This is a genomic window from Nocardioides sp. (assembly GCF_030149505.1).
Classification (GTDB): Bacteria; Actinomycetota; Actinomycetes; order Propionibacteriales; family Nocardioidaceae; genus Nocardioides.
This window is the reverse complement of record NZ_JASBRN010000036.1, coordinates 1-24,617: the sequence shown is the minus strand read 5'-3', so window position 1 is coordinate 24,617 and position 24,617 is coordinate 1. Positions and strand designations below refer to the sequence as shown.

Sequence of the window (24,617 nt, the reverse complement as noted above, 5' to 3'; positions counted from 1 at the left end):
GAAACGCGGTAACTGCTATGTAGAGTAGTAGTTGACCTACGACGCGATGGCGCGCCCCCAGAGGGAGCCCGTGGAGGAGCACTGCCATGAAGAGCCGTCGAGGGGGCCGCGCACGCGCCGCGGCCGTCCTTGTCGTGGCGACCATTGGACTCTCGGCGTGCACGACGGACCCAGGCACGCCGACGGCCACCGACGGCGTTGTCGAGGTCATCTCCGCTGAGGACCGGCGACAGGTCGAGCCGTTTACGGGCCAGCTGCTGGACGGCGGCCGCTTCGACAGCACCGCCCTGGCCGGCAAGGTGGTCGTCTACAACGTCTGGGGCTCCTGGTGCGCGCCGTGTCGCACCGAGGCCCCCGTCCTGAAACGAGTGTCGGAGGAAACTCAGGATCTCGGGGTGCGGTTCGTCGGGATCAACGTGCGCGACAACGACGCCGCCGCTCGGGCGTTCGAGGAGAATTACGGTATCGAGTACCCCAGCATCACCACCGACACCTCCAGCGATGCGGTGCTCGCCTTCGGCCCGGCGCTGCCGCCCAGCGCGGTGCCGAGCACCCTGGTCGTCGACACCCAAGGCCGCCTCGCTGCCAGAATCGTCGGGCCCACGGACTACTCGACGTTGTCGACGATCGTCACCGAGACCGCCGCGGAAACGGACCCGGGGCAGTGACAGACGTCGAAACGAAGGCGACAGAAGCCACCCCAGCAGGTCCGGCGCAGGCGCAGCCGTCCTGGGGGTGGCTGCGCTGGGCGTGGAGGAATCTGACCTCGATGCGCACAGCGGTGATCCTGCTCGCGCTACTCGCGCTCGCCGCGATCCCAGGATCCCTGTTTCCGCAGCGCAACGTCGCCAGCGACCCAGCCGCGGTGATCCAGTACACCCAGGAGCATCCCCGGCTCGCGCCGTGGCTGGACCGGCTCGGGATGTTCGACGTCTACGCCTCACCCTGGTTCGCAGCCATCTACGTGTTGCTTCTGGTCTCCATGACCGGATGCGTGCTGCCCCGATCCCGTCGACTGTGGCAGTCGGTGCGCAGCGCACCCCCGCCGGCACCGCGCAACTTGGCCCGCCTGGAGGGCCACCGCGCCTGGGAAACCACACGTGAGCCGGCCGAGATCATCGCCACCGCCGCAGGCCACCTGCGCCGTAGACGATTCCGCATGGTCGCTACCGCTGACGAGGTCCGGGCCGAGCGCGGCTATCTTCGCGAGGTCGGCAACCTCGCCTTCCACCTGTCGCTGCTGGTGCTCCTGGTCGGCATCGCCGCGGGCAAGCTGGTCGGGTTCGAGGGCCGGGTGGCGGTCACCGAGGGCGGAGCCTTCGCCAACGACCTCTCCCAGTACGACGCCTTCTCCCCCTCGGCGTGGACCGACGTGGACGACCTGGAGCCGTTGTCCTTCCGCCTGGAGGAGTTCGACGTCTCCTACCAGACCAGCGGAAGCAACCTCGGTCAGCCCTCACAGTTCGCCGCCCGGCTCGCGTACCGCGCCGGGGGCGGTGAGGAGCAGACCGTCACGGTCGAGCCCAACCACCCGCTCGACGTCAACGAGACGAAGTTCTTCCTCACCGGCAACGGATACGCCCCTGTTGTCACCGTGCGCGACGGGCGTGGCAAGGCCGTGTTCACCGGCCCGGTGCAGTTCTTGCCGCTGGACACCAGCTACGCCTCCGACGGCGTGATCAAGGCGCCGGACGCCCAGCCCACCCAGCTCGCCTTCGAGGGCTTCTTCCTGCCCACCGCCGACGTCGGCCCGCAAGGCCCCTACTCGATGTTCCCCGACACCCTGAACCCCCAACTGTTCCTCACCGCCTACACCGGCGACCTCGGGTTCGCCGACGGCGTCCCGCAGTCGGTGTTCACCCTCGACAAGGACGAGCTCACCCAGGTGCGCCGCAACGGGAAGCCCTTCAGCCAGGCTCTGTCCGTCGGTGAGACCATGCAGCTTCCCGGCGGTCGAGGCAGCCTCACCTTCGACGGCGTGTCCCGGTTCGCCAACTTCCAGATCGCCTACGACCCCGGCAAGGAGATCACCCTCGCCGCCGCGGTCGTCCTCCTCGTCGGCCTCACCGCCTCACTGGCCATCCGCCGCCGCCGGCTGTGGCTGCGGGTTCGCCCCACCGAAGGCGGCGGGTCCCTGGTCGAGGTCGCCGGCTACTCGCTCACCCGTCGCGAACCGCCTCCCGAGGAGATTGCCGACCTCGTCGCCGCGCTGCACGGCCCGCACCACTCCGCCACCGCTAGCAAGGATGCGTCCGCATGATCCTCGACGAGCAGACATTCGCCCAGCTCTCCAACGGCCTGGTGTACTCCGCGATCGCCGTCTATGCGCTGGCCATGCTGGCCTACGCCGCCGAGACCGCCGGTCGAATGGCAGGCGCCCGTGTCGCAGTCACCGGCACGGTGGTCGCGGACTCACCCTCCCGCAGCCGCCTGCTCGGCGCGTTCGGGACGTCGCTGACCGTGCTGGCGTTCCTGCTGAATCTCGGCGGTGTGGTCACCCGGGGTCTCGCGGCAGGGCGGGTGCCGTGGGGCAACATGTATGAGTTCGTCCTCGTGTGCGCACTCGCGGCGGGCGCGGCGTACCTGGCGTTCCTGTCCAGGCGGCCGGTCCGCGCTTTCGGCGTCTGGATCGTGGCTATCGTCCTGCTCGCCCTCGGCCTGGCGGTCACCGTCCTCTACACCCCCGCCGGCGCGCTGGTGCCGGTGCTGGACTCGTACTGGCTGGTGATCCACGTCGCCGCCGCGATCACCGGCGGCGGAGTCTTCACCGTCGGTGCTGTCGCGACCGGCCTGTTCCTGGTGCGCCACCGTCAAGAGCGACGCGGGACGGCACAGGCGCCCAGGGGGCGCTACGCCGCCAGCCTCCCGACTACGCGCACCTTGGAGCAGGTCGCCCACACCGCCCACATCTTCGCCTTCCCGATCTGGACCTTCGCCGTGATCGCCGGCGCCATCTGGGCGGAGAACTCCTGGGGCCGCTACTGGGGCTGGGATCCCAAGGAAACCTGGGCCTTCATCACCTGGGTGTTCTACGCCGCCCACCTGCACGCTCAGGCAACCGCCGGGTGGCGCGGCGTCCGCGCCTCCTGGTTCGCCCTCGCCGGCTACGCCGCGTTCTTGTTCAACTTCTTCGGCGTCAACCTGTGGATCACCGGACTCCACTCCTACGCCGGCGTTTGACGACCACCCGATCCAGCTCGTGGCCTAGATTCGTACAGATCCGCCGCGGACCCCGCAACCCCACCAGGACAGGACCGAAACAATCGTTGTCATGAGCGCCAGCGACCTGGTGATGTCAGGGCCCCTCGTGGTCGCGGCACTGTTGGCGATCGCGGCGGGCCTTGTGTCCTTCCTCTCGCCGTGCTGCCTTCCCCTCGTGCCCGGCTACCTGTCCTACGTCGCTGGAATGTCCGGCGCGGAGCACCGCCAGCCAACCGATGGGTGCGTTGACGAGTCGCCAAACGAAAGGCCTAACGCAACGACGACCGAGGCCCGCCCGTCCACCCAAGCGCCCGGCACGCGACGGGTGGTCCTCGGCGCCTTCCTGTTCGTCGCCGGGTTCGCCGCAGTGTTCACCAGCTACGGCATTCTGTTCGGCACCTTCGGTGCACTGCTGATCGCCCACCAGGAGACGCTGGTCCGCGTCCTAGGCGCGCTCACCATCGTGTTCGGACTGATGTTCACCGGCCTGTTCTGGCGGCTTCCGATCGCTAGCCGCAGCCTCCGGCTTGGATATCGCCCGCGCGCCGGGCTCGCTGGCGCGCCGCTCCTCGGGGTCATGTTCGGACTCGGCTGGACCCCGTGCATCGGCCCCACCCTCGCCGCGGTACTCACCCTGGCAACGAGCAGCGCCGGCGCCGGTCGTGGCGCTTTCCTGTCCTTCGCCTACAGCATCGGACTGGGGATCCCGTTCATCGTGGCAGCGTTCTCGGTCTCGCGGGCCATGACCCGCCTCCAGTGGGCGCGTCGCCACGCATCCACGGTGATGCTGGTCGGAGGGTTGGTGATGGTCGTGCTCGGCGTGCTCCAGGTCAGTGGTCTGTGGCTTGACCTCATGACGCGACTCCAGGGCGTCGTCGCGAACTGGCAGACTCCGATCTGACGGCATCCCTAGGCTGCGCGTCCGAGGCCGCGACCCCTTGAGGGCATGGTGTCTAGACGCTGCTTCACGGTTGGGTTCACCCGCGCCCCGCCACCGCACTACTCCTGTGCCGGTGGAATCGGAGCCGATGAGCCGGCCGATGAACGCGGCGCCGCATCGCCTCCGGCGAGGGTGCCACATGCTGCTCGCACCGGTGGTTGTCACCGCGGTCGAGATGTCCGCAGCCTCTCGCCGCACTGCCCCTGCCTGTGCGGCACTGCGATCTCTACCAGGGGGATCTGACGGCTACTCGAGAAGCCCAGCGCGGCGTCGGAGGTATTCGTCCTCGTCCAGGTCCCCCGCAGCATAACGTCGGCGCAGGATCTCCTTAGGCGACTCTGGCGATGCGGCCTCCGGGGCCGCGCCGAACGTACGCCGAGCGAGCCAGACCCCTCCGAGCGCGGCAAGCGCCACGACCGCAAGGCCGAACAGCCCCCACACCACCATCCACGACGTCATGCCGCCCATGCCGTTCACGCACATGCTGATCACTGAGGGCCTCCTCCCACGAATTCACAACGCTGCATTGCCTACTATTTTCCATAGTAGTTCGACCGTGCCAATGACCAAGCGGGCGAGCCGCCGCCGCCTCAGCGACGGCAACTCTTCGCGAGAACTTTCCCCACTATCCGGAGTCGGTGCGGTCCGTACTGGCCGTTGAGCCGGATGCGAGCTTGCGCGGCGACGCCGAGCGCGCGGCGAGAGACGCCGGCGTCCCGGTCCCGGTCACGGTCGTGGCCGGGCGGGCCGAGGCTCTGCCCGCCCGAGACCGGGAGTACGACGCAGCGGTGCTGTCGCTGGTGCTGTGCTCGATCGACGATCCCGCGCCGGCCCTCGACGAGGTCGCGCGGGCTCTCGTCCCGGGCGGCGTCCTCCGATTCTACGAACATGTCGGCTCTGCCCATCGACCGCTCCGGCTACTCGAGCGACTCGTCAACCTGGTTTGGTCCCGGCTCGCCGGCGGATGCCATCTGGACTGGGACTCGGTCGCGGCCATCCGCGATGCCGGGTTCGAGATCACGACGCTCGAGAGCTTCGCGTTCTCCGGAGTCACCCACGTCCTCGGCGAGGCACGCACGTCCTCGGCGAGGCACGCACACCGGGCGCCCGGTGAATCTGCGGGTTCTACGCCGGCCTACACCCAGGTCTGGGTGCCAGCCATGAGCAGGTCGGCGCGCATCTGCTGTCGGATCTCCAGCAGCGCCACGAGCACGATGATGATCACGAACGCCCACCGCCTCCGGGCCGGGGTCCAGGCGATCGAAATCGTGACCCAGCGGTGGGAGATGAAGCCAACGACCGTGCGCACGATGATCAGCGCCGCGCCGCAGACGATCACAATGCTCAGCGGGTTGTAGCGCCACGCCTCGGAGAGGTTCCCTTGGGCTGTGTAGCGGGCGGCACGGGTGCCGCCGCACAGCGGATCCATGATGCCGAACTTGTGCAGCGGTCCATGAAAATCGACGGGCGGCAGCCCGAGTACGGCCATGGCAACAGCGATGGCGAGTGCGAGCACCGCGAGCGCCGTAAGCCACCGATGCCGGTCTCGGCGCTCGATGTGAAGGCGCACGAACGGACGCCGGTCTGCGACTGTCGTCAATTCGTTCCCCTCGCAGTGGAGTCCGACGGGCCGGGACCAGCGAGTGTGCTGCTTGGGGAGCGGGCGGAGCCGAGCCAATTCACCGCGAAGAAACCATCGCGGCCCGAAGGGATTCGGAGAGGACCAGGTCCGACGCGGCCACGAGTGCCGGCATGCTGGATCATTGTCGGTGCGTGGCGAGCCATTCAACTACTATCTCGCATAGGAGCGCCTCGGGTCGGGTGAGTGACGTCCGGCAGAGTGGTGTACGAGCAGCCCCGGTGAGTGAGTCCCTACCGACGTAGGGACTGCCACCGGGTGACCGGCGCTAACCCTGCAAGCCGGCCCCAGGCCAGCCGCGACGAAGACTTGCGGGCGATTCACTTGCGTGACCAGGGCTTCGTCACAGCTTCGCGTCAAGGTCGCCACGTCGAGAACCACCTTGACGACGACCACATCGGCGAGCTGATCGAACAGGCCCTCAGCCGCGCCGACCACGCGCGGCTCGGCCTCGTCGATCGCGACGACACGAACCCCGGACTCAACGCAAATCCCTGACCCGTCAAGTCATCGCCCCATCAGTGTCGCGTCCACTCCTCGGTCTGGGTGAGTCGCAGCAGGTAGATCAACGGCGGTAACACCAAGACCACGGCGAGGCCCACGGCAACCAGCAGGCCCTGCAAGGTGGCTGACGCGCCGGCGGCCGCACGGATCGTCACATGATCGACGAGCAGCCAGGGGTATTGGGCCACACCCCATCCTGACACCACAGACGCGACGGCGACGACCGCGGGCCATCGCGCCATCGAGTAGCGACGGCGCCACACCAGCACGAGCGTCGCCACACCTGCCAGCCCGGCCATCACGACGAGTGGAGCCGCGCGCCCGGCGAGGCCGTCGGCCAGCACCGGCGCGTCCATCGACATCGGCACCAGCGCGGCGAACACGAGCGCACCGGTCACGAGCCCCACCCCGAGCGAGCGCGCCCGAAGGTCCTCCGCCAGCCGTGATCGGCGACTGCGATGTGCATCGGCGGCGAGGAACACGCCGGCCAGGAACGCGCAGGTGCCGACCGCGATGGCCCCACCGAACAGAGACGTCGGGTTGAGCCAGGACGACCAACGGTCGCCACCCTCCTCCATCGGCACCCGACCTGACGCGATTGCCCCGGCGACCGTGCCGAGGAAGAACGGTGTAATGACCGAGGACACGGCGAAGATCACGCCGAACAGCCGCGCCTGGCGCAGGGTGGCGGAGTACTTGCGGAACGCGAAACTGGCGCCGCGCAGCACGATGCCCAGCAGCGCCAGAAGCAACGGCACGACCAGCGTCGACATTGTCGCGGCGAACGACTCCGGGAATCCTGTCCACCAGATCACCAGCACGTAGATCAGCCACACGTGGTTGGCCTCCCACACGGGTCCGATGCTGTGGTCGACCAGGGTTCGCAGCTCGGCGCCACGCCGGCTGCTACCCGCCGTGAGGTCGAAGAATCCCGAGCCGAAGTCCGCGCCGCCCAGCACGGCGTACGCGATGACGCCCGCGAACATCGCCGCTGCGACAGCCACCTCGAGACTCATGACGACGAATCCACGGTCTCGGGCGCGTACGGGCTCGGAAGATCGGTCTCACCGCTGCGCCAGCGCCGGGCCATGGACCTGAGCACGATGACCGCGGCTGCGGTCATCCCGGCATAGATCAACGCACTTATCCCCAGCAACCACCACAGAGCCGAGGTGTAGTCGCCGACCGCGTCCGGGGTGCGCATCACTCCGTACACGACCCAGGGCTGCCGTCCGACCTCGGTCGCCACCCATCCGGCCTCAAGCGCAATCACGGCCAGCGGACCAGCGGCCGCCGCAGCCCTGAGAAACCACCTCTTCGTGAGCAGGTCACGCCCTCTCCAGCGCTGGACCCAGAACCAGGTGACACCTGCCGCGAGCAACGTGCCGACGCCGACCATCGTCTGGAAGGCCAGATGCGTGATGTTGACCGGCGGTCGGTCCTCCTCGGGGATGGTGTCCAGGCCAGGCACAGGGTCGTCGAGCGAGTTCATCGCGATCAGCGAGCCGAGAACAGGAATGTCGATCGCACCCACGACCTCCCCGTCGACCACAACGCCGCCGAGCCGAAGCGGCGACGGGCTCTCGGTCGTCTCCGCCAGCTCGAACGCGGCCAGCTTCGCCGGCTGTCGCTCGTCCAACCCGAACCCGAGCACATGCCCCACGAACGGCTGGGTGACCGCGGCGATGGACGCGAAGACGAAGGGCACCATGAAGCCCAACCGGTGATGTGCGTCGCGGCGCCCGCGCAGCATCCCGGCCGCATAGACCCCCGCAACGCTGAAGCCCGCCACCATATAGGCGCCGACCCACATGTGGGCGAACTGAAGGAAGGCGTGCTGATTGAACAGCACCGCCCAAGGCTGGACGTCCGTGACCTCCCCGCCGACGAGGCGGAAACCGGTCGGCACGTTCATCCAGGCGTTCACCGCGACCACGCAGTAGGCGCCGACGATGCCGGTGATCGCCATCGGCAGGACCATCAGGACGTGCCGCTTCGCCGGCATCCGTCCCCAGCCGTACAGGTAGATGCCAAGGAAGATGGCCTCAAGGAAGAACGCCAGACCCTCGAACGCGAACGGCAGTCCGAGCACGTCCCCGTAAGTCCCCATCAGGCCGGGCCACAACAGACCCATCTCGAAGCTGAGCACCGTGCCGGAGACCGCGCCGATCGCGAAAAGCACTGCCGAGACCTTCGCCCACCTGCGGGCCAACCCCAGGGCGACCGGGTCCTCACGGCGGATCCCGCGCAGGTGCATCACGAAAATCATCGCCGGGAAGGCAACCCCGAAGCACGCCAGCACGATGTGCCATCCCAGGGACAGAGCCATCTGCTGACGGGCCGGGAGAAGCCCCGCGGGCTCCGCGGTCCCGGCGAGCTGCATTGCGTCGACGACGAGATCGGGAGTCAGCACGGCACTAACGCTACGCAATAGGTACGAGCCACCCACGGGCTTGTGAAAAGTTTCACTAACAGGTGCGAGGAGTTACCTTCGATGAGGCTCGTAGCGCCGGTGTCGCCGGTGTCGCCGGTGTCGCCCGGAATCGTGCTGCATCCGGTAATGGAGATTCCGGAGCCCGTTGCGACGGCAGCGGCCCGGAACTGAGCGAGCGTGGGTCCGTTCACGGATGGTCCGTATCGGCGATGCGGGACTGCGGATTCGCCGCCTACCTCAGGCGGCAAAGAGCAGGTAAAGGCCACCTGAGGTGAAGGCGACCATGGCCATGAGTAGAGGCAGTTGCCCGAGGATCTGGTGACGAGGGGGCAGCAGTGCGACGGATCGGTCGTGAGACGCGATGGCTGCTACCACGTGGCCGACCACGACCGCTCCCACCTTGATGTTGGCGAGCAGGGTCGGGTGGTAGCTCAGCCAGTAGTTCACTTGCCAATCGCCGGTGCCGAGGTAGTCGGCACCGGTGGTGAGCGGGTCGCTCGCCTTGATCAGGGTGTCCTGGCCGACCTCGAACCAGTAGGACGCGTAGTGGGCCACGATGTACCCGAGGATGATCGGCACGATCGAGTGAGCGAGGATGGCCGGCAGGTCCCGACGACGCAGGTCGGGACCGGTCATGGTCGCCGCGGCGGCACCGGCGAACACGAGGGCTGGTGCGGCGCTGAAGACGAGCAGAGCGAGGGAGTCAGCGATGGTCGAGCCGTTCTCGAGGCCCGCGACGAGCTCGTTGGTCTGAGAAAAGCGCACCCAGAACGGGGAGTCCTTGAAGGAGTCGAACGCGGTGCTGCCGAACAGCACCGAGACGACCGCGAGCAGACCGGCCGTCGGGACCACGGTGCTGAGGTTCGCCAGCGGGGACCGCACCACGATCCTGCCCTCGTGGGTCCCCCAGACTGAGAGCTTGCCGATCAGGGTGGAGTAGACCTCGAACGGGTCGGCCTTCTCGTAGAACCCGTTGCCAAAGATCGCGCCCGCCGAGCAGCATCACAGCGACGTACACCGCGCACCACAGCCGCACGGGGCCGAGCTCGGTGGAGTAGGGATAGACCAGCTCGAGCCACACGAAGGCGAACAGCCCCAGGGAAGCTGGCCAGTGGCCGAGTCGCGCCGGGTAGGCCAGCAGTCCCACGTCGGGGTCGGACCCAGAGATCTTCGAGAAGGCGAGGTTGATGGTGCGAACCGGGCTGATCGCCTTCCACACCGGGCCGAGCAGGGCGGAGGCGAAGACCAGGCCGATCCACCACCAGACGTAGAAGATGCCGAAGAACGGGTTGGTCAGCAGGTCCTCACCGAGCACCGCGGCAGCCGCGGAGTACAGAAAGACCACCATCCCTAGGACACGCGCCGCGACGGCGAAGCCGCGTGAGGTCAGGACACCATCCATCCAGTGAGGCACCCGACGGCCGGCCACCGGTCCGTCCGGATTCCCGTCGTACCGCGGTGTCCGCCACGCCAGCGCGAGCACCGAGAACGAGATGACCAGCGCCGCGACGGCACCGGTGATGGCGAGCTGGGGCGAGATGGGGCGAGATGGGAAGGTCCTTGGCGCCGCCGATGCCGTGCATCGGCAGGGGAAGGGGGATCACGTGGCGTCCGATCGGTCGAGGGGCATAGCAGGAGGGGAACCGGCATGTGTGGGTGGGAGGCAGCGGCGGCGGCGGCATGCTCGCCGGTCCTGGGCGAAGGTGACCAGCAGTGCCATCGAGATAATGACCCACGTCAACCGCAACGGTGCGGCGCCGAGTCGGACTGCCCACGTCTGCGACGTGTTGAGAGGCACGTCGAGGACGACCGATCCCGCTACACGCACCGGAAGCCGCTCGAGGACCGACCCGTCGGGTGCGATCGCCCCTGAGATGCCGTTGACCGAGGACACCACGACACTGCGGCCGAGCTCGAGGGCCCGCGCCCTGGACACCTGCCACTGCTGCTCGAGCTGGGCGGTGCCGAGGAACATCGCGTTGCTGGTCTGGACGCTGACCAGGTCCCCGCCCCGGGCCACCTGTCGACGCAGCACGTCGTCGTAGGCGACGTCGAAGCACAGGGCGGTCGCGACACTGAAGGAGCCGACCCCGATCGGCTCGGGATCCCCGCCAGGCAGCATGTCCCGGGGGATGGCGGCCACCCTCGAGGACAACCGCTCGGCCAGCGGCCTCAGGGGGACGTACTCCCCGAAGGGCACCAGCCGCTGCTTCGTGTAGCTCGCCCGCACTCCCCCGTCGTCCCAGAGCAGCGACTGGTTGAGGGCGTAACGCGGGTCGGGTGCATCTACGACGGCTCCCAGGAGCAGCGGCACCCCGACTGCCTCCACAGCCGCTCGCGCCGCCTGGCCGGCGACCACGTCGGTCGTCGGGTCGACGGCCGTCGCGTTCTCGGGCCACACCACCAGGTCGGGCGCAGGACGCCCGGTGTCCGAGGCCGCGAGCTGCCTCGTCTGCCCGACCAGCACCTCGGTGAGGGCCCGGTGATTCGCCACGACTTCCCGGCCGGAACCCGGCAGCTCCCCCTGCACGATGGCGATCCTGGCCACCGGCCCGGTCGCCTGGTTCGGCGTCACCAGGACCCCACGTGCCATGGCCGGGACCGCCACCAGCGCCACCACTGCTGCTGCGGGGACCAGCCCGCGCAGGCTGCGCCGCGTCGCGTGCTCCACCACCGAAGCGATGAGGCACCCGAGCAGCGCGACCACAGTTCCTGTGGCGGCGACCCCGATGACCGCCACCCAGGCGGACCAGGGCGCATCGACGGCGGAGTACCCGAGCCTTCCCCACGGGACCCCGCCCCAGGGAACTGCCGCCCGTGCCGACTCGGCCGCCGTGAAGACGCCGGCGGCCCACAGCTGCCACCCGTGGAGTCGACGCACGCGCACCATCGCCACACCGGCCAAGGCGCCCCACACGCTCTGCGCAGCGACCATCGCGGCCCAGGCAAAGGGGGAGATGGCCTCGGCCAACCACCACAGCGTCATCCCGAGGAAGACCGCGGCGTGGGTGGCACCGAGGAGTGCCGCTCTGGTGGCTGAGGCCTCACGCAGCGCCAGGACCAGCATCGCCAGGCCCACCGGTGCCAGCCACGGCAGATCGAAGGGCGGGAAGCCGAGCGCCGTCGTGGCTCCGCCGGCAGCGGCGGTCAGGATGATGGGGCGTTCACCAGCCACTCGGGCACCGCTTTCGTCATGGCCTACTATCGCCGATAGTATGAACCACGTGAGGTCGTCCCCCGTCACCGCCGAGTCGGACCAGAGCCCCCGTGCGGCGACTCCTTCGGATCGTGGGACCGCTGCGCCCGCTCGGGGCTCGATGGGATGGGGCCGCTGGGCCTGGCGGCGACTGACTTCCATGCGCACCGCCGTCGTCCTGCTGATCCTTCTGGCGGTCGCGGCGGTGCCGGGTTCGCTGCTCCCTCAACGGGGCGTGGCGAGCGACCCTGCCGCCGTTCCCCTGTTTTACCGCGCGAACCCGGACCTGGCTCCCTGGCTGGACCGGCTCTACCTCTTCGACGTCTACTCCGCCCCGTGGTTCGCCGCGATCTACCTGCTGCTGCTGGTGTCCATGACCGGCTGCGTCCTTCCCCGCTGCGCCCGCCTGTGGCGCGAGGTGACGGCCCCACCGCCCGCCGCCCCCCGCAGGCTGGAGCGTGAGACCGGTCACACCTCCCTGACGGTGCCGGACGCGCCGGCCGCCCTGGCCGCGGCCGCTGAGCACCTGCGGTCGCGGCGCTTCCGCGTGGTGCGGACCGACGGGGAGGTGCGTGCCGAGAAGGGCCACGTGCGCGAGCTGGGGAACCTGGCCTTCCACCTCTCCCTCCTGGTGCTCCTCGTCGGCGTCGCCGGCGGACGCCTCTTCGGCTACGAGGGTCGTGTTGCCGTCGTCGAGGGGTCGACGTTCACCAACATCGCGTCCGCCTACGACGCCCTCACGCCCGCCCCCCTGGCTGATCGAGACGGGCTCGAGCCGCTCGAGTTCACCTTGAGGTCCTTCGACGCCCAGTTCGAGACGAGCGGACCACGACTCGGGGAGCCCCGCGCGTTCACAGCTGCCCTGGACTGGGTGACGCCCGACGACTCGGGAACCGCCGAGGTGCGACCCAACCAACCGTTCGACGTCGACGGGACCAAGTTCTTCCTCACCGGGCACGGGTACGCCCCGCAGGTCACGGTCCGCGACGGCCGCGGTGACGTCGCCGCGTCCGGTCCGGTCATCTTCCTCCCGCAGGACCAGGCGTTCACCTCCGACGGGGTGGTGAAGGTGCCGGACGCCCGGCCGACCCCCCTTGCTCTGCAGGGACTCTTCCTGCCCACGGCTGCCCGGGGGGCGGACGGTGTCGACGTGTCGGCATACCCCGGCTTGGTGAACCCGGCGCTCCTGCTCACCGCCTACTCCGGCGACCTCGGTCTCGACGACGGCGGGGCCCAGTCCGTCTACACGCTCGACCTCGACGGTCTGGTCGAGGTCGAGGGCGACGACGGGGAACGCTGGCGGGTGACGCTCGCCCCGGGCGAGACCGTGCGTCTGCCCGACGGTCTGGGGACCGTCACCTTCGACGGCGTCGCCCGCTTCGCCAACTTCCAGGTGGCCCGGGACCCGGGCAAGGAGATCTCACTCGTAGCGGCCCTCCTGCTGCTCGCGGGCCTGACGGTCTCCCTGGGTGTCCCTCGCCGTCGGGCGTGGGTCCGACTCCTGGACGACTCCACGGTCGAGGTCGGGTGGCGCCACCTCGGCCGACGTCGATCTGCCGACACCGACGCGGCGGCCCTGTCCGCTGCGATCCAGCCCGTTCACCACACCCACCCGGAGAGCACGACGTGATGCAAGCAATCGAGCTGGCACTCTGGTCGGACCGACTGGTCCTCGCCTCGCTGGCAGTCCTGTCCGCCTGTCTGCTGACCTACGCCGCATCCGCGGCCTTGGCCGTCCGGTCCACCGGTCGAGCGCAGGTCCCCGTGCTGGTGGGCGGCCCCGAGGCGCTCCTCGAGGGCTCCGCCCCCCCGACCGCAGAAGCGAGGGCGCAGCTCCTGCGTTCTGCTGGTACGTGGCTCCTGGCCTCGGGGGCGGTACTCCTCGTCGCGGCCGTGGTCGCACGAGGTCTTGCGGCCGGCAGGGTGCCCTGGGGGAACATGTACGAGTTCGGCCTCACCGCCTCCGCAGCCGTCGCCGTCACCTTCCTCGGGGTCCGTCGTGGCCGCCAGGTCGATGCCGTGGCCCCTTGGGTCGTGGCGCTGGTGCTCGTCCTGCTCGGCGTCTCGGTCACCTCCCTCTACACCCCGGTCGACGAGCTGGTCCCGGTCCTGGACTCCACCTGGCTGGTGATCCACGTGGCCGCAGCCATCGTGGCGGGTGCGCTCTTCACCGTGGGGGCGTTGGCGGTCCTGGGCCAGATGATCCTCTCGCGCGGTGGTCGTGAGGGGCGTGGCAGCTCCGAGCTCGGCGACCTCGCCCACACCGTGCACCTGGTCGCGTTCCCCATCTGGACCTTCGCCGTGATCGCCGGGGCCGTGTGGGCCGAGAACGCCTGGGGGCGCTACTGGGGCTGGGACCCCAAGGAGACCTGGGCATTCATCACGTGGGTGCTGTACGCCGCCCACCTGCACGCCCTGGCCACCAGCGGGTGGCGGCGGCGCGCAGGATGGCTCGCCGTGGCCGGATTCGCCGCCTTCCTCTTCAACTTCTTCGGGGTGAACATCTGGATCCCGGGCCTGCACTCCTACGCGGGGGTGTGACGTCGATGAGCCAGGACCTCGTCTCGACCTTCGTCATCGGCGCCTTCACGCTCGGTTCGACGCTCGCCATCCTCTACCTCATCGCGCGGGGCCGGCCGTGACCTGGCGGCTGTTGCTGGTCACCGCCGTCCTCCTCGTGCCCTGGTCGGTGTCTCCTGCGGTCGCGCACACCGACCTGGTGTCCGTGAGTCCGGGCGACGGCGAGCGTGCCAGCGGCTGGCCCGCGGAGGTCGTGCTGGTCTTCACCGAGGCGATCGACCCGACGTTCAGCGCCATCTCGGTGTCCATCGACGGCCGGCAGGGCACCCGGGTCGCCCTGGAACGTGGCGCCCGGGACGCCGAGCTCGTCGGAGACCTGCGCGCTCTGCGGCCGGCCGATCCCACGAGGCCCCACCGTGTCCGGATGAGCTACCGCGTGACGTCGACCGACGGACACCCCATCGCTGGGACGTCGACCTTCGCCGTCGCGCCCGACGCACGCTCGCGTCCGACGGGCGGCGCCACCCAGGACCCCGGGGACACCGAGGACACCAGGGACACCGGCCGCGAGGCTGCTTCGGAGACGACGGCGTCCGCTGCCGAGACGTCCGCTGCCGAGACGTCCGCTGGTGCTGGCCCGGGCACCGGGCTGTGGGTGGCTGCGGGCCTGGTCGCGCTCGTCGTGATCTCGGCGATCGTCTCCTCACGCACGATGCGCTCAGGGAACCGGACCACCGGCGGGGAGGTCGAGCAGTGACCAGGGTCGGGCCCCGTGTCCTCGCATTCGCCGGCTGGTGGGTCGCGGTCACCCTGGCGGTGGCCTGGGCGACCGGCGCGCTCGCCCCGCTCGGCATCGCCGGGCTGCCCGAGCCAGGGCCGCTCACCAGGGTCGGCCTACCAGTCGTGCAGGCTCTGCGTGACCTGGCTGCGCTGCTCACCGTGGGCCTCCTGGTCGTGGCAGCCACGTGCCTGGCACCCGAGGCGGGGTCGTCCGAGCGCAGCGTGACCGGCGTGCGTCGCCGGGCCGTGCTGCTCGCCCAGGGGTCAGCGGCTGCCTGGCTGTCGGGAAACCTGCTGCTGGTGGCCCTGGTCTACTCCGACGCCTCGGGGAGCCGCCTCGACGCACCCGGGTTCTGGGAGCAGGCGGCCTTCTTCGCCACCGGCTACGAGCTCGGTCAGTACCTCTTGTGGGGAGCCGCGCTCGCCGCCGCCGTGGCGCTCACGTGTGCGCTGGCCACGAGTGCCCCGGCGCTCGGCCTGGCCGCGCTGCTCTCCCTCGTCGGCCTCTGGCCGATGGCCCTGACAGGTCATGCGGCCGGGACGCTGCAGCACGTCGACGCCGTCAACCTGCAGATGTTCCACCTCGTCGGCCTCGGGGTCTGGGGCGGTGGCCTGTTGGCCCTGGTCCTGCTGCGCCCCTACCTGGGCACCGGCGCCGGGCCGGCGATCCGTCGTTTCTCGACCCTCGCCACGTGGGGACTGCTCATCGTGACCGCCTCCGGGGTCCTCGGGGCAGCGCTCCGGCTGCCCTCACCCGACGCGATCCTGTCCGCGTACGGCGTGCTGCTCGGCCTGAAGCTGGCGGCCGTGGTCGTGCTCGCCGCTCTGGGACACCGCCAGCGTCACCGACTGGCCACCGAGGCCGACCTGGGCGGAAGGACCCGGTTCTGGAGGGTCCTCGCCCTGGAGGCGGTCATCCTCGCGGGTGCGGCAGGCACGGGCGTGGCGCTCACCCGCACCGCGCCGCCGGCGCCCTCGGGGCCGCCGCGTCCGCTGACCGCCGCAGAGTCGATGCTCGGCTCGTCACTGCCACCTCCCCTCGACGCTGGGGAGTGGTGGTCCGGCTGGAGCATCGACAGCCTCTTCCTGCCGTTCGGCCTCGCAGCCGCCGTCTGGTACGTCCTGGCTGTCCGGAAGCTCTCGGCCCGCGGCGTGCGCTGGCCCTGGTGGCGGACGGCGCTCTGGCTGACCGGCTGCGCCCTCTTCCTGTGGGCGACGAACGGGCCTCCCGGGACCTACGGGCGCGTCCTGTTCAGCATGCACATGATCCAGCACATGACGATCGCGACCGCGGTGCCTGTCTTCCTGGTGCTGGGTGCGCCGGTCACCCTCGCGCTGAGGACCCTGCGCCGGCGCGACGACGGCTCGCGCGGACCTCGGGAGTGGCTCCTGCAGACGGTGCACTCGCTCCCGGCTCAGCTGCTCGGGCACCCCATCGTCGCCTCAGCCCTCTTTGTGGTCAGCATGGTCGCCTTCTACTACTCCTCCCTCTTCGAGCTCTCCTTGGAGACGCACACGGGCCACGTGTTGATGACGCTGCACTTCCTGCTCTCGGGCTACCTCTTCGCCGAGTGCCTCGTGGGCATCGATCCCGGGCTCCGCCGGCCGACGTACCCCATCAGGACCCTGCTGGTGATGGTGACGTTCGGCTTCCACGCACTCTTCTCGGTCAGCCTGATGGCCAGCACCCGCATCCTCGCCGAGGAGTGGTACGCCGCCCTCGGGCGCACCTGGGGCGACTCCCTGGCCGACGACCAGTACCTCGGCGCGTCCTTGGGATGGCTGCTCGGGGAGTACCCCCTCGCCGTCATCGCCGTCGCCCTGCTCGTCTCCTGGGTCTCCGCGGACCGGCGTGAGAGACGGCGTTTCGACCGCAGCGAGGCGCGTGAGGGCGACCCCCAGCTCCAGGCGTACAACGCCTACCTGGCTGGGCTCTCCGGCCGCACCGCCGAGCCAGATGCCGCGGCGCCGCCGTCGGGGGCGCACACCCGGGAGGCGACGGAGGAGGCCGCACGACCATGAGGCAGCTGGGTCAGCTCGAGACCGCGGTCATGGACCGGTTGTGGACGTGGGGCCGGCCCGTCTCGGTGCGTGAGGTGCTCGAGGACCTCGTGAGGGAGCGCCCTCTCGCCTACACCACGGTCATGACGGTGATGGACAAGCTCCACTCCAAGGAGCTGGTCAGCCGCAAGAAGGACGGCAAGGCCTACCTGTACGCGGCCATCTCGACCCGGGAGGAGCACACAGCCATGTTGCTCGACGAGGTACTCGCTGCGAGCGAGGACAGGTCCGCTGCCTTGCTCCACCTGCTGGACCGGATGGACCGCGCGGAGGTCGACGAGCTGCGTGCCGCACTCCTGGACGGCGGTCCCGACCGGTGACCGCGGCCGTGCTGCTGCTCACCTGGGCGGTCCTCGCTGCTGCCTGGGGCGGTCGTCTGATCGACCGTGGGTCCTGGCAGTACCTGTCTCCACGCAACGGCGTCCTGGCCTGGCAGGCCGTGTCCTTCTCGGTCGTGCTCGCCGCGGCGCTGGCGGGGGTCGTCCTCGCCCTGCCCTGGCTGCCGCTCGAGACCTATCTCACGGGCTCGCTCGGCTCCTCCTCGCTCATGGTCATCGCGCACTACGAGACCCCTCTGGGCGCCTGGCCCGGGATCGTGGGACTGAGTGCGGTCGGAGTGTGTCTGGGGGCCCTCGGACTGTCCGTGGCGCGGCTGTGCCTGCGTGACCGCTCCCGGCGCCGTCGCCAGAGGGCGCACCTTCGGCTCGTCGGGCGTACCCACCCGGACGGCTTCACGATCATCGACACCGACGTGCCCCTCGCCTACTGCCTCCCAGGTCGGGCAGGTGCCGTGGTGCTCTCGAGCGCCGCTGTCGACCTTCTGACCGATGACGAGCGCAGACTGGTGGTCGGACACGAGCACCGACACCTCTCGGCGCGCCACCACCTGCCGATCGTCCTGGCGGAGGCGCTGCTGCGCACCTTCCCTGCGGTGCCGCTGTTCCGGCTCGCGGCCACGCGCGTGCGGGTCCTCGTCGAGATGTCGGCGGACGACAGCGCCAGCACGGTGGCCGAGCGGCGGGACCTGGCCCGCGCCCTGGTCACCATGGGCGCCGGCGCGCGTCCGGACGTCGCCCTCGGCGCGAGCGACACCGCATCGGTGCAACGGGTCAGGCGGCTCGCAGCCTCACCAGCACGCAGGTCTCGGACCGGCCTCCTCGTCGCTCCAGCCATCGGCGTCGTGCTCGCCATGCCGATCGCGCTTGCGGCCGCGCCCGGCATCGAGGCCGCCACCCGCGACTGCTGCGGCCTCGACGCGGCAGCGGTCGGCCGTCCCTGACCTGCCGGAGCCTCCTCGCATCGCGAAGTCCGCGTTCACCAGCGCCGGAGGGGGGTCCCGGCCGAGCCCGCTGGCGGCCCCGGCCTGTGGCGCGGTCCGTCGGGGACGGTCCTCGACGACCTCGACCTCACGACCCACCCTCATCGAGGGTGTCAAGGACCAGGCCGCGCAACGTCGAGGCGTCCACGGGGCCGATGACCCGCGCGGCGACCCGACCCTGCTCGTCGAGCACGACGGTGCTGGGGACCGCCGCCGCGGTCAACGCCCCGTTGAAGGCCAAGATGGCGCTACCGGCGTCGTCCGGGTGGATGCTCGGGTACGGGATCTCGAAGGCTCGCTCGAATGCTTGCGCCGATGCGGGGTTGTCGCGGACGTTGATCCCCAGGAAGGTCACCTGATCTCCCAGCTCGCGCGCCACGCGGACGAGGTCAGGGGCCTCGGTGCGGCAGGGCCCGCACCACGATCCCCACACGTTGACGACGCTCACTGTGCCGATCAGGTCCGACTGGTCGAACCGGCGACCATCGAGCAGCTCCACCGAGAAGGTCCCGAGGTCACGACGCTCCGCCGACGGGAACTGCTGCACCAGGTCGCTGGGCTGACCGCTGCCCGCACCGCCGTCCTCGGCCCGTCGCAGCGCGAGGGCCAGCCCGACGACGCTCACGACCACCACCAGCACGGCGAGCAGCGCCACGACTCGACTCCAGCGCTTCACAGCGGCGCCTGCCAGCCGAGGATGACGCCCTGCAAGGAGGCGATGAGCGCCGCCCACACCCCGGCGACCTGGAGCACTCCCAGGACCACCAGCATGGAGCCGCCTGCCACAGCAATGCTCCGCGAGTGCCGTCGGACGCCGGTGAAGACCTTCATGGCCGAACCGACCGTGAGTGCGGCGACCAGGAAGGGCAGGCCGAGTCCCAGCGCGTAGGCGAGGGAGAGCACCGCGCCTCGCTCGGCTGTCGCGGCCGAGGTCGAGAGCGTGAGGACCGCAGCCAGGGCTGGGCCCATGCAGGGGGTCCAGCCCACCGCGAACACGGCCCCCAACACGGGAGCACCGGCGAGGCCCGCCCGGGGCGCGAAGCGGGGGCGGACGGTGCGGCGCACCCCCGGCACCCTCGCAGCAGCGCCCGCGAAGAGCAGGCCGAGCACGATGGTCACCACGCCCGAGACCCGCCACACCGTCTCCTGGTGCTCCAGGAGCAGGGAGCCGAGGGAGCCCAGCGCCACGCCGTAGCTGGTGAACACCAGCGCGAAGCCCGCCACGAAGAGTGACGTGCCCAGCACCAGGCGCCCCCGAGGCGGGCGCAGGGCCCCGCTGTCGGCAGCCACGGGACCGGACCCGGCCATCCCGGCGACATAGGAGAGGTATCCCGGCACCAGGGGGAGGGAACACGGTGTGAAGAAGGAGAGCAGACCGGCCAGCGCGGCCACCGGCAGCGCGAGCACCATGGATCCGTCGAGGATCGCTCCCTGCGCCCCGCCGTTCATCGGCTTGATCCGTGCATGCCGATCACCCGGTCCAGAAGGACCAGAAGCGGACCAGGACGGCGACCATGACCGCGGTGTACGGCAGCAGGAGCACCAGGGCGTGCCACTCCTGGATGCGCCCCACCACGGGCGACTCCACTCCCCAGCGCCCCAGCGCACCGGCGCGGAGGTTGCGCAGCGTGACGTACCACGCGATCGGCCACACGATGGCCCAGACGACCATGCAGTACGGGCAGAGCGCGCCGATGCGGTAGAGGCTCTGGAACACCAGCCACCCGACGAAGGCGAGCCCTGCGAGCACCCCGACCTGGAGGCCTTGCCAGTACCACCGCGCCAGCGTCGCGCCGGAGAGCAGCGCCATCCCCGTCGTAACCACGACGGGGAAGGCGGCCACGCCGATGACCGGGTTGGGAAAACCCAGGAGGGCGGCCTGCCACGACTCCATGATCGAGCCGCAGCTCAGCACCGGGTTCACGCTGCACGAGGGGACGTAGGTCGGGTCGTCGGCCAGCCGAAAGCGCTCGACCAGCAACACCGCTGCCGCGACCAGGCCCACGCCGCCGCCCGCGACCAGGCCGAGGCCCAGTCGCCGGTCCCCCGTCACGACGAGGCCAGCGCCGCGTCGATGGCGGAGGTGAAGTCCTCATAGGTGCGCGGCTGCAGCGGCTGGCCGTCGACATAGAACGTCGGTGTCCCCTGCACCCCGAGCTCCAGGCCGTCGTCGACGTCGCGCTGCACCCGGTCAGCCACCTCGTCCGAGGCGTAATCCGCGTCGTACTGCTCCATGTCGAGGCCGATCTCCTCGGCGAAACTCCGGAAAAGGTCGTCGTGCGGCACCTGTGCCTCGCCCCACTCCGACTGGGTCTCGTACATCCGCTGGTACATCGCTTCGAGCTCACCCTGGCGCGCAGCCGACTCCACGGCCCGCGCGGCCCGCTCGGCGTTGAAGTGACCAGGCAGGGGGAAGTAGCGCGCGACGAAGGTGACCTCGCCGGCGTACTCCTCCCGCAGCTGCTCGACGGCCGGGTAGGCAGCAGCACACGCCTCGCACTCGAAGTCCAGGAACTCCACCACGGTGACACCGCTGCTGCCCTCCTCGCCGAGGATCCGGCTGTCCTCGCGGACCAGCATCGACTCCTCCGGTGAGCCGGTCGCGACCAGCGCGGGCTGGTCATTTCCGCGGGACTGGACGACGAGCAGCATCGCGACCACCGCGATCGTCACGAGGACGCCGAGCGCGACCGCGGCCTTGTTCTGGTTGGTCATGGACGTTCCCTTCAGGTCTACTATGGTCGATAGTAGCCAGTGGTCGAACAGAGACGAGGATCAGGCATGGGAGCTGGGCACGCCCACGGTCACGCGGGTGCACGGCACCGTTGGAGACTGGCGCTCACCTTCGGCATGGTCGCGACCTTCTTCGTGGTCGAGCTGGTCGCCGGGCTCGTCTTCGGCTCCCTGGCTCTGCTGTCCGACGCCGGCCACATGGCGGCCGACGTGGTCGCCCTGGGCGCGGCCCTGCTCGCTACCACGATCGCCGGCCGCCCGGACCGTTCGGGCCGTCGTACCTACGGCTCCTACCGCGCCGAGGTCCTCGCCTCCGGCTTCACCGTCCTGGTCATGCTCGGGGTCGCTGCCTACATCCTGGTGGAGGCCTGGTCCCGCCGCGGGGAGTCGGTCGAGGTGCAGGCCGGCCCCATGCTGGTCGTCGGTGGCCTCGGACTGCTGGTCAACGTCGTCTCCCTCGTGCTGCTCCGGGCCGGCGCTCAGGAGTCGCTCAACGTCAAGGGCGCCTACCTCGAGGTGATGGCCGACGCGCTCGGCAGCGTCGGGGTGCTGGTCGCCGGCGTGCTGGTGCTGACGACCGGGAGCTCCGGCTGGGACGCACTCCTGGCCGTCGCCATCGCCGCCTTCGTCGCTGTGCGCGCGCTCCTGCTCGGGCGCGAGGTCCTGGCCGTGCTAGGACAGCACGCCCCCGCGCAGCTCGACATCGACTCCCTGATCCGCGACCTTGAGTCGCTTCCGGGCGTCCGCGACCTGCACGACCTGCACGTGTGGACACTCACGTCCGGCATGGAGGTCGCCACCGCCCACCTCGTGGTCGAGGCAGGGCCCACGGCCGATGACATCCTCGCGACCGCCCAACGAGTGCTCCAGGAGGACCACGGCATCAGCCACGCCACGCTCCAGGTGGAGGTCGACCCCGACACCGAGTGCCACCGGGCGACGTGGTGACGCGCGTCCACTGACCGGCAGGGCACGCGGCACCCATCTACTAGTACGTGTAGTAGATCGCCTCAGGCGGCCAGACGATCGACCGAATATGGAGTGCGTGGGCCGGACTGGTCCCACGGGTCGTCACCGGCCCCGATCGCGGACGAAGGGACCCCAGTCATGGCCACGAAGGACTCGACCTCGAGCCCGCCCGACGACGGTGTGGCGAAGACTCGCGGTCGACAGAAGATCCTCGCCCTCGTCGTGCTGCTGCTGGCGTCAGCAGGGGGTGCCTACTGGTTCCTGCTTCGCCCCGCACCCGAGCCTGCGGAGCCGGAGCCGGGCGAGGTACTTGCCCTCGAGGCCATCCAGGTCAACCTGGGGGCCGGTCACTACCTCCGCGTCGGCATCGCCCTGCAGATGTCAGCGGAAGTGGTCGAGGAACTAGACGGGAGCAAGGCACTCGATGCCCTGATCAACGTCTACACCGGCGAGAAGGTCGAGGGGCTAGCCGAGCCTTCGCGACGTGAAGAACTCCGCGAGGTCCTGGTCGATCGGGTCGTCGAGCTGTACGAGGACGAGGTGCTTGACGTCTACATCACGGAGTTCGTGACTCAATGACGGACCGCGCCCGGTCGGCTCACAACTCGACCCGACACCGGGTCCCGCGAAGTCGCCCGGGTCGTCGCGCCGGGCAGCCCACGCCGGGGCGCCACGCCCAGCGGGCGCCTAGGCACCCCCAAGACGGCCGCTCCGTCGGCGATGGCCAGGCTGGCCAGGCTGGCCAGGCTGGCCAGCAATCGTCCTTCAGCCGCCGGGGCGGCGATGCGCGCAGCGGTCTTTACCGTGGTGCCGCGCCAGACGTCTCTTCGCGGAACGGCGGGGCTGTGGTGAAGCCCTTGCCCGCAGCGCGGGAAAGGCGTCAATCGCCTGGCTCCCACTTCTTGCTCCGATGCGACCTGGCGAGGCGGCCCTCGTCGTGGTTTTCGGGGCCTCAACGCGACACGGTTGGGACTTCTGCACGATCAGGTGACATCTGACGCGAAGACATGCTCGGCCAAGACAGCGCAGACGAGGCGGACGATGGCCTCGCGGGTGGGGAAGATCCCGACGGCGTCGGTGCGGCGACGATCTCGCGGTTGAGTCGCTCGGCGGGGTTGTTGGACCAGATCTGGGTCCACACGTCCTTGGGGAAGTCGGTGAAGGCCAGGATGTCAGCCCGGGCGCCGTCGAGGTGGTCGTGGACCGCTGGGAGCTTTTCGGCGACGTAGTCCAGCAACCGGTCGAACTGGGCGTGCACGGCAGTGGCGTCAGGCTGGTCGTAAACGCTGTGCAGCATCGCCTTGACCGCTGGCCACATCGACTTCGGCGTCACCGACAGCAGGTCGCTGCGTAGTGGGTGCGGCACCGTTGCCAGGCCGCGCCGGGCAGGTTGGCTGCGACCGCGTCGACCAGGCCGGGGTGGGCGTCACTGGTCACGAGCCGGACCCCGGTCAGGCCGCGTACTGTGAGGTCGGCGAAGAATTCGTTCCACGCCGCACCCGTTTCGGATGTGGCTACGCGCATGCCGACGACCTCGCGGTGGCCGTCGCCGTTGACACCGGTCGCCAGCAGCACCACGGCGTTGATGACCCGTCCGCCCTCGCGGACCTTCATCGTCAGAGCGTCGGCTGCGACGAAGGTGAACGGGCCAGCGGCATCCAGGGGCGGTGACGGAACTGCTCGACGTGCTCGTCGAGCTCAGCGGCCATCCGCGAGACCTGCGACTTCTTGAGCGAGTCGATGCCGATGGTCTTGACCATCTTGTCCATCCGCCGGGTGGAAACGCCGGAGAGATTGCAGTCCGCGACCACGGTGATCAACGCGGTCTCTGCCCTCTTGCGGCGCTCGAGCAGGCACTCGGGGAAGTAGGTGCCCTTGCGGAGCTTGGGGATCGCCACATCGATGGTGCCGACCCGGGTGTCGAGGTCGCGATGGCGGTAGCCGTTGCGCTGCGCGATCCGGCCCGGGGAGGGGCGGCCGTACTCGGCGCCGAGGACCGCGTCGGCATCAGCGGACAGCAGGGCGTTGATCATCGTCTGCAGCAGCGATCGCATCAGATCCGGGGACGCTTCGGCGAGGGCTTCGCCGAGCAGGCGCGCAGGGTCGACAATGTGGGCAGCGGTCATCGTGATGACTCCGTTCGAGTGAGCTGTAGGAGGTGAACTCGAAGGATCACGCGGTGGGGGTGTCAGATGGTCTGTGTAAGCGGTCGGTCCTGAAGGAGGACCAAGATGACCGCTGTGACCACTGAGAACGATGAGGCTGACGTGACGACGACAGGCACCGGTGAGCGGCCGAGCCGTGCTGCTGCTCGTCGCGTCG

At 69.8% G+C, this 24,617-nt stretch carries 23 protein-coding genes and 2 pseudogenes; 14 read left to right on the top strand and 11 right to left on the bottom strand.

Translation table 11 applies throughout. From position 1 onward, the window contains the following. The first annotated feature begins 86 nt into the window (after window positions 1-86). The 4 genes from Q1V71_RS06725 to Q1V71_RS06710 all read left to right on the top strand — a co-directional run bounded on the left by Q1V71_RS06725 (window position 87) and on the right by Q1V71_RS06710 (window position 4,102). Window positions 87-668, top strand: coding sequence for a TlpA disulfide reductase family protein (locus Q1V71_RS06725; protein ID WP_300642044.1), 582 nt, complete (start codon window positions 87-89; stop codon window positions 666-668). 101 nt (window positions 669-769) lie between these two features. Beyond that, window positions 770-2,260, top strand: a complete 1,491-nt coding sequence (locus Q1V71_RS06720; protein WP_300642041.1) for a cytochrome c biogenesis protein ResB — start codon at window positions 770-772, stop codon at window positions 2,258-2,260. Continuing rightward, entirely contained in the window at window positions 2,257-3,180 is a 924-nt protein-coding gene (gene ccsB, locus Q1V71_RS06715) for a c-type cytochrome biogenesis protein CcsB (RefSeq protein ID WP_300642038.1), read from the top strand. The genes Q1V71_RS06720 and ccsB overlap by 4 nt, the downstream gene beginning before the upstream one ends. Before the next feature lie 91 nt (window positions 3,181-3,271). Next, complete coding sequence (locus tag Q1V71_RS06710; RefSeq protein WP_300385122.1) at window positions 3,272-4,102, top strand: cytochrome c biogenesis CcdA family protein; 831 nt, start codon at window positions 3,272-3,274, stop codon at window positions 4,100-4,102. Between the two features lie 285 nt (window positions 4,103-4,387). Here Q1V71_RS06710 and Q1V71_RS06705 read toward each other — a convergent pair whose 3' ends face one another. Beyond that, entirely contained in the window at window positions 4,388-4,624 is a 237-nt protein-coding gene (locus tag Q1V71_RS06705) for an SHOCT domain-containing protein (RefSeq protein ID WP_300460146.1), read from the bottom strand. 155 nt (window positions 4,625-4,779) lie between these two features. On the opposite strand from Q1V71_RS06705, the pseudogene Q1V71_RS20030 reads away from it, so the two are divergent. Next, window positions 4,780-5,088, top strand: a pseudogene (locus tag Q1V71_RS20030) (class I SAM-dependent methyltransferase); the annotation flags it as partial. A gap of 188 nt (window positions 5,089-5,276) precedes the next feature. On the opposite strand, the gene Q1V71_RS06700 reads toward Q1V71_RS20030, so the two are convergent. Next, window positions 5,277-5,657: a DUF2752 domain-containing protein gene (locus Q1V71_RS06700; RefSeq protein WP_300642035.1), complete on the bottom strand. Its 381-nt coding sequence runs from the start codon at window positions 5,655-5,657 to the stop codon at window positions 5,277-5,279. Between the two features lie 381 nt (window positions 5,658-6,038). Between Q1V71_RS06700 and Q1V71_RS06695 the strand changes: the two genes are divergently transcribed. Then, window positions 6,039-6,278, top strand: coding sequence for a helix-turn-helix domain-containing protein (locus Q1V71_RS06695; RefSeq protein ID WP_300642032.1), 240 nt, complete (start codon window positions 6,039-6,041; stop codon window positions 6,276-6,278). A gap of 20 nt (window positions 6,279-6,298) precedes the next feature. Here Q1V71_RS06695 and Q1V71_RS06690 read toward each other — a convergent pair whose 3' ends face one another. From Q1V71_RS06690 to lnt, 4 genes are all read right to left on the bottom strand, one after another. Further along, on the bottom strand, window positions 6,299-7,300 hold the full coding sequence (locus Q1V71_RS06690) for a cytochrome d ubiquinol oxidase subunit II (protein WP_300642029.1): 1,002 nt from the start codon (window positions 7,298-7,300) through the stop codon (window positions 6,299-6,301). After that, window positions 7,297-8,697: a cytochrome ubiquinol oxidase subunit I gene (locus Q1V71_RS06685; RefSeq protein WP_292608368.1), complete on the bottom strand. Its 1,401-nt coding sequence runs from the start codon at window positions 8,695-8,697 to the stop codon at window positions 7,297-7,299. Before Q1V71_RS06685 ends, Q1V71_RS06690 begins: the two co-directional genes overlap by 4 nt. 258 nt (window positions 8,698-8,955) lie before the next feature. Then, on the bottom strand, window positions 8,956-9,600 hold the full coding sequence (locus Q1V71_RS06680; protein WP_300642025.1) for a hypothetical protein: 645 nt from the start codon (window positions 9,598-9,600) through the stop codon (window positions 8,956-8,958). A gap of 718 nt (window positions 9,601-10,318) precedes the next feature. Continuing rightward, window positions 10,319-11,893: an apolipoprotein N-acyltransferase gene (lnt, locus tag Q1V71_RS06675; protein WP_300642022.1), complete on the bottom strand. Its 1,575-nt coding sequence runs from the start codon at window positions 11,891-11,893 to the stop codon at window positions 10,319-10,321. Between the two features lie 181 nt (window positions 11,894-12,074). Between lnt and Q1V71_RS06670 the strand changes: the two genes are divergently transcribed. The 6 genes from Q1V71_RS06670 (at window position 12,075) to Q1V71_RS06645 (ending at window position 18,554) form a co-directional block, all read left to right on the top strand. Further along, window positions 12,075-13,544, top strand: a complete 1,470-nt coding sequence (locus tag Q1V71_RS06670) for a cytochrome c biogenesis protein ResB (protein WP_300642019.1) — start codon at window positions 12,075-12,077, stop codon at window positions 13,542-13,544. After that, complete coding sequence (ccsA, locus tag Q1V71_RS06665; protein WP_300642016.1) at window positions 13,544-14,455, top strand: cytochrome c biogenesis protein CcsA; 912 nt, start codon at window positions 13,544-13,546, stop codon at window positions 14,453-14,455. The genes Q1V71_RS06670 and ccsA overlap by 1 nt, the downstream gene beginning before the upstream one ends. 97 nt (window positions 14,456-14,552) lie before the next feature. After that, window positions 14,553-15,191, top strand: coding sequence for a copper resistance CopC family protein (locus tag Q1V71_RS06660; protein WP_300642013.1), 639 nt, complete (start codon window positions 14,553-14,555; stop codon window positions 15,189-15,191). After that, window positions 15,188-17,236, top strand: a complete 2,049-nt coding sequence (locus Q1V71_RS06655; RefSeq protein WP_300642010.1) for a bifunctional copper resistance protein CopD/cytochrome c oxidase assembly protein — start codon at window positions 15,188-15,190, stop codon at window positions 17,234-17,236. The genes Q1V71_RS06660 and Q1V71_RS06655 overlap by 4 nt, the downstream gene beginning before the upstream one ends. After that, window positions 17,233-17,595, top strand: coding sequence for a BlaI/MecI/CopY family transcriptional regulator (locus Q1V71_RS06650; RefSeq protein ID WP_300642008.1), 363 nt, complete (start codon window positions 17,233-17,235; stop codon window positions 17,593-17,595). Before Q1V71_RS06655 ends, Q1V71_RS06650 begins: the two co-directional genes overlap by 4 nt. Then, window positions 17,592-18,554: a M56 family metallopeptidase gene (locus tag Q1V71_RS06645; protein ID WP_300642005.1), complete on the top strand. Its 963-nt coding sequence runs from the start codon at window positions 17,592-17,594 to the stop codon at window positions 18,552-18,554. Before Q1V71_RS06650 ends, Q1V71_RS06645 begins: the two co-directional genes overlap by 4 nt. A 127-nt stretch (window positions 18,555-18,681) precedes the next feature. On the opposite strand, the gene Q1V71_RS06640 is transcribed toward Q1V71_RS06645, so the two are convergent. The 4 genes from Q1V71_RS06640 to Q1V71_RS06625 are packed head-to-tail and all read right to left on the bottom strand — an operon-like array spanning window position 18,682 to window position 21,308. Continuing rightward, window positions 18,682-19,248, bottom strand: a complete 567-nt coding sequence (locus Q1V71_RS06640; RefSeq protein WP_300642002.1) for a TlpA disulfide reductase family protein — start codon at window positions 19,246-19,248, stop codon at window positions 18,682-18,684. A 17-nt stretch (window positions 19,249-19,265) separates the two neighbouring features. Then, the gene (locus Q1V71_RS06635) at window positions 19,266-20,042 is read right to left on the bottom strand and encodes a cytochrome c biogenesis CcdA family protein (protein ID WP_300641999.1); all 777 of its coding nucleotides are present in this window, start codon (window positions 20,040-20,042) and stop codon (window positions 19,266-19,268) included. A 22-nt stretch (window positions 20,043-20,064) separates the two neighbouring features. Continuing rightward, entirely contained in the window at window positions 20,065-20,646 is a 582-nt protein-coding gene (locus Q1V71_RS06630) for a vitamin K epoxide reductase family protein (RefSeq protein WP_300641996.1), read from the bottom strand. After that, window positions 20,643-21,308, bottom strand: a complete 666-nt coding sequence (locus tag Q1V71_RS06625) for a thioredoxin domain-containing protein (RefSeq protein ID WP_300641993.1) — start codon at window positions 21,306-21,308, stop codon at window positions 20,643-20,645. The genes Q1V71_RS06630 and Q1V71_RS06625 overlap by 4 nt, the downstream gene beginning before the upstream one ends. 66 nt (window positions 21,309-21,374) lie before the next feature. Here Q1V71_RS06625 and Q1V71_RS06620 point away from each other — a divergent pair, with 66 nt between their 5' ends. Both Q1V71_RS06620 and fliL read left to right on the top strand, forming a co-directional pair. Next, window positions 21,375-22,274, top strand: a complete 900-nt coding sequence (locus Q1V71_RS06620) for a cation diffusion facilitator family transporter (protein ID WP_300641990.1) — start codon at window positions 21,375-21,377, stop codon at window positions 22,272-22,274. Window positions 22,275-22,433: 159 nt separating this feature from the next. Next, a complete protein-coding gene (gene fliL, locus Q1V71_RS06615; RefSeq protein ID WP_300641987.1) occupies window positions 22,434-22,874 on the top strand; it encodes a flagellar basal body-associated protein FliL in 441 nt (146 codons plus the stop codon). A 431-nt stretch (window positions 22,875-23,305) separates the two neighbouring features. Here fliL and Q1V71_RS06610 read toward each other — a convergent pair. Beyond that, window positions 23,306-24,421: pseudogene (locus tag Q1V71_RS06610) on the bottom strand (IS256 family transposase); the annotation flags it as partial. Window positions 24,422-24,617: the final 196 nt, after the last annotated feature.

Bases quoted from the DNA above. Each gene is read 5' to 3' on its own strand.
- ccsB (WP_300642038.1), top strand. From the start codon at position 2,257: ATGATCCTCGACGAGCAGACATTCGCCCAGCTCTCCAACGGCCTGGTG.
- Q1V71_RS06635 (WP_300641999.1), bottom strand. From the start codon at position 20,042: ATGAACGGCGGGGCGCAGGGAGCGATCCTCGACGGATCCATGGTGCTC.
- Q1V71_RS06650 (WP_300642008.1), top strand. From the start codon at position 17,233: ATGAGGCAGCTGGGTCAGCTCGAGACCGCGGTCATGGACCGGTTGTGG.
- Q1V71_RS06725 (WP_300642044.1), top strand. From the start codon at position 87: ATGAAGAGCCGTCGAGGGGGCCGCGCACGCGCCGCGGCCGTCCTTGTC.
- ccsA (WP_300642016.1), top strand. From the start codon at position 13,544: ATGCAAGCAATCGAGCTGGCACTCTGGTCGGACCGACTGGTCCTCGCC.
- Q1V71_RS06710 (WP_300385122.1), top strand. From the start codon at position 3,272: ATGAGCGCCAGCGACCTGGTGATGTCAGGGCCCCTCGTGGTCGCGGCA.
- Q1V71_RS06720 (WP_300642041.1), top strand. From the start codon at position 770: ATGCGCACAGCGGTGATCCTGCTCGCGCTACTCGCGCTCGCCGCGATC.
- Q1V71_RS06705 (WP_300460146.1), bottom strand. From the start codon at position 4,624: ATGTGCGTGAACGGCATGGGCGGCATGACGTCGTGGATGGTGGTGTGG.
- Q1V71_RS06620 (WP_300641990.1), top strand. From the start codon at position 21,375: ATGGGAGCTGGGCACGCCCACGGTCACGCGGGTGCACGGCACCGTTGG.
- Q1V71_RS06670 (WP_300642019.1), top strand. From the start codon at position 12,075: ATGCGCACCGCCGTCGTCCTGCTGATCCTTCTGGCGGTCGCGGCGGTG.
- fliL (WP_300641987.1), top strand. From the start codon at position 22,434: ATGGCCACGAAGGACTCGACCTCGAGCCCGCCCGACGACGGTGTGGCG.
- Q1V71_RS06690 (WP_300642029.1), bottom strand. From the start codon at position 7,300: ATGAGTCTCGAGGTGGCTGTCGCAGCGGCGATGTTCGCGGGCGTCATC.
- Q1V71_RS06625 (WP_300641993.1), bottom strand. From the start codon at position 21,308: ATGACCAACCAGAACAAGGCCGCGGTCGCGCTCGGCGTCCTCGTGACG.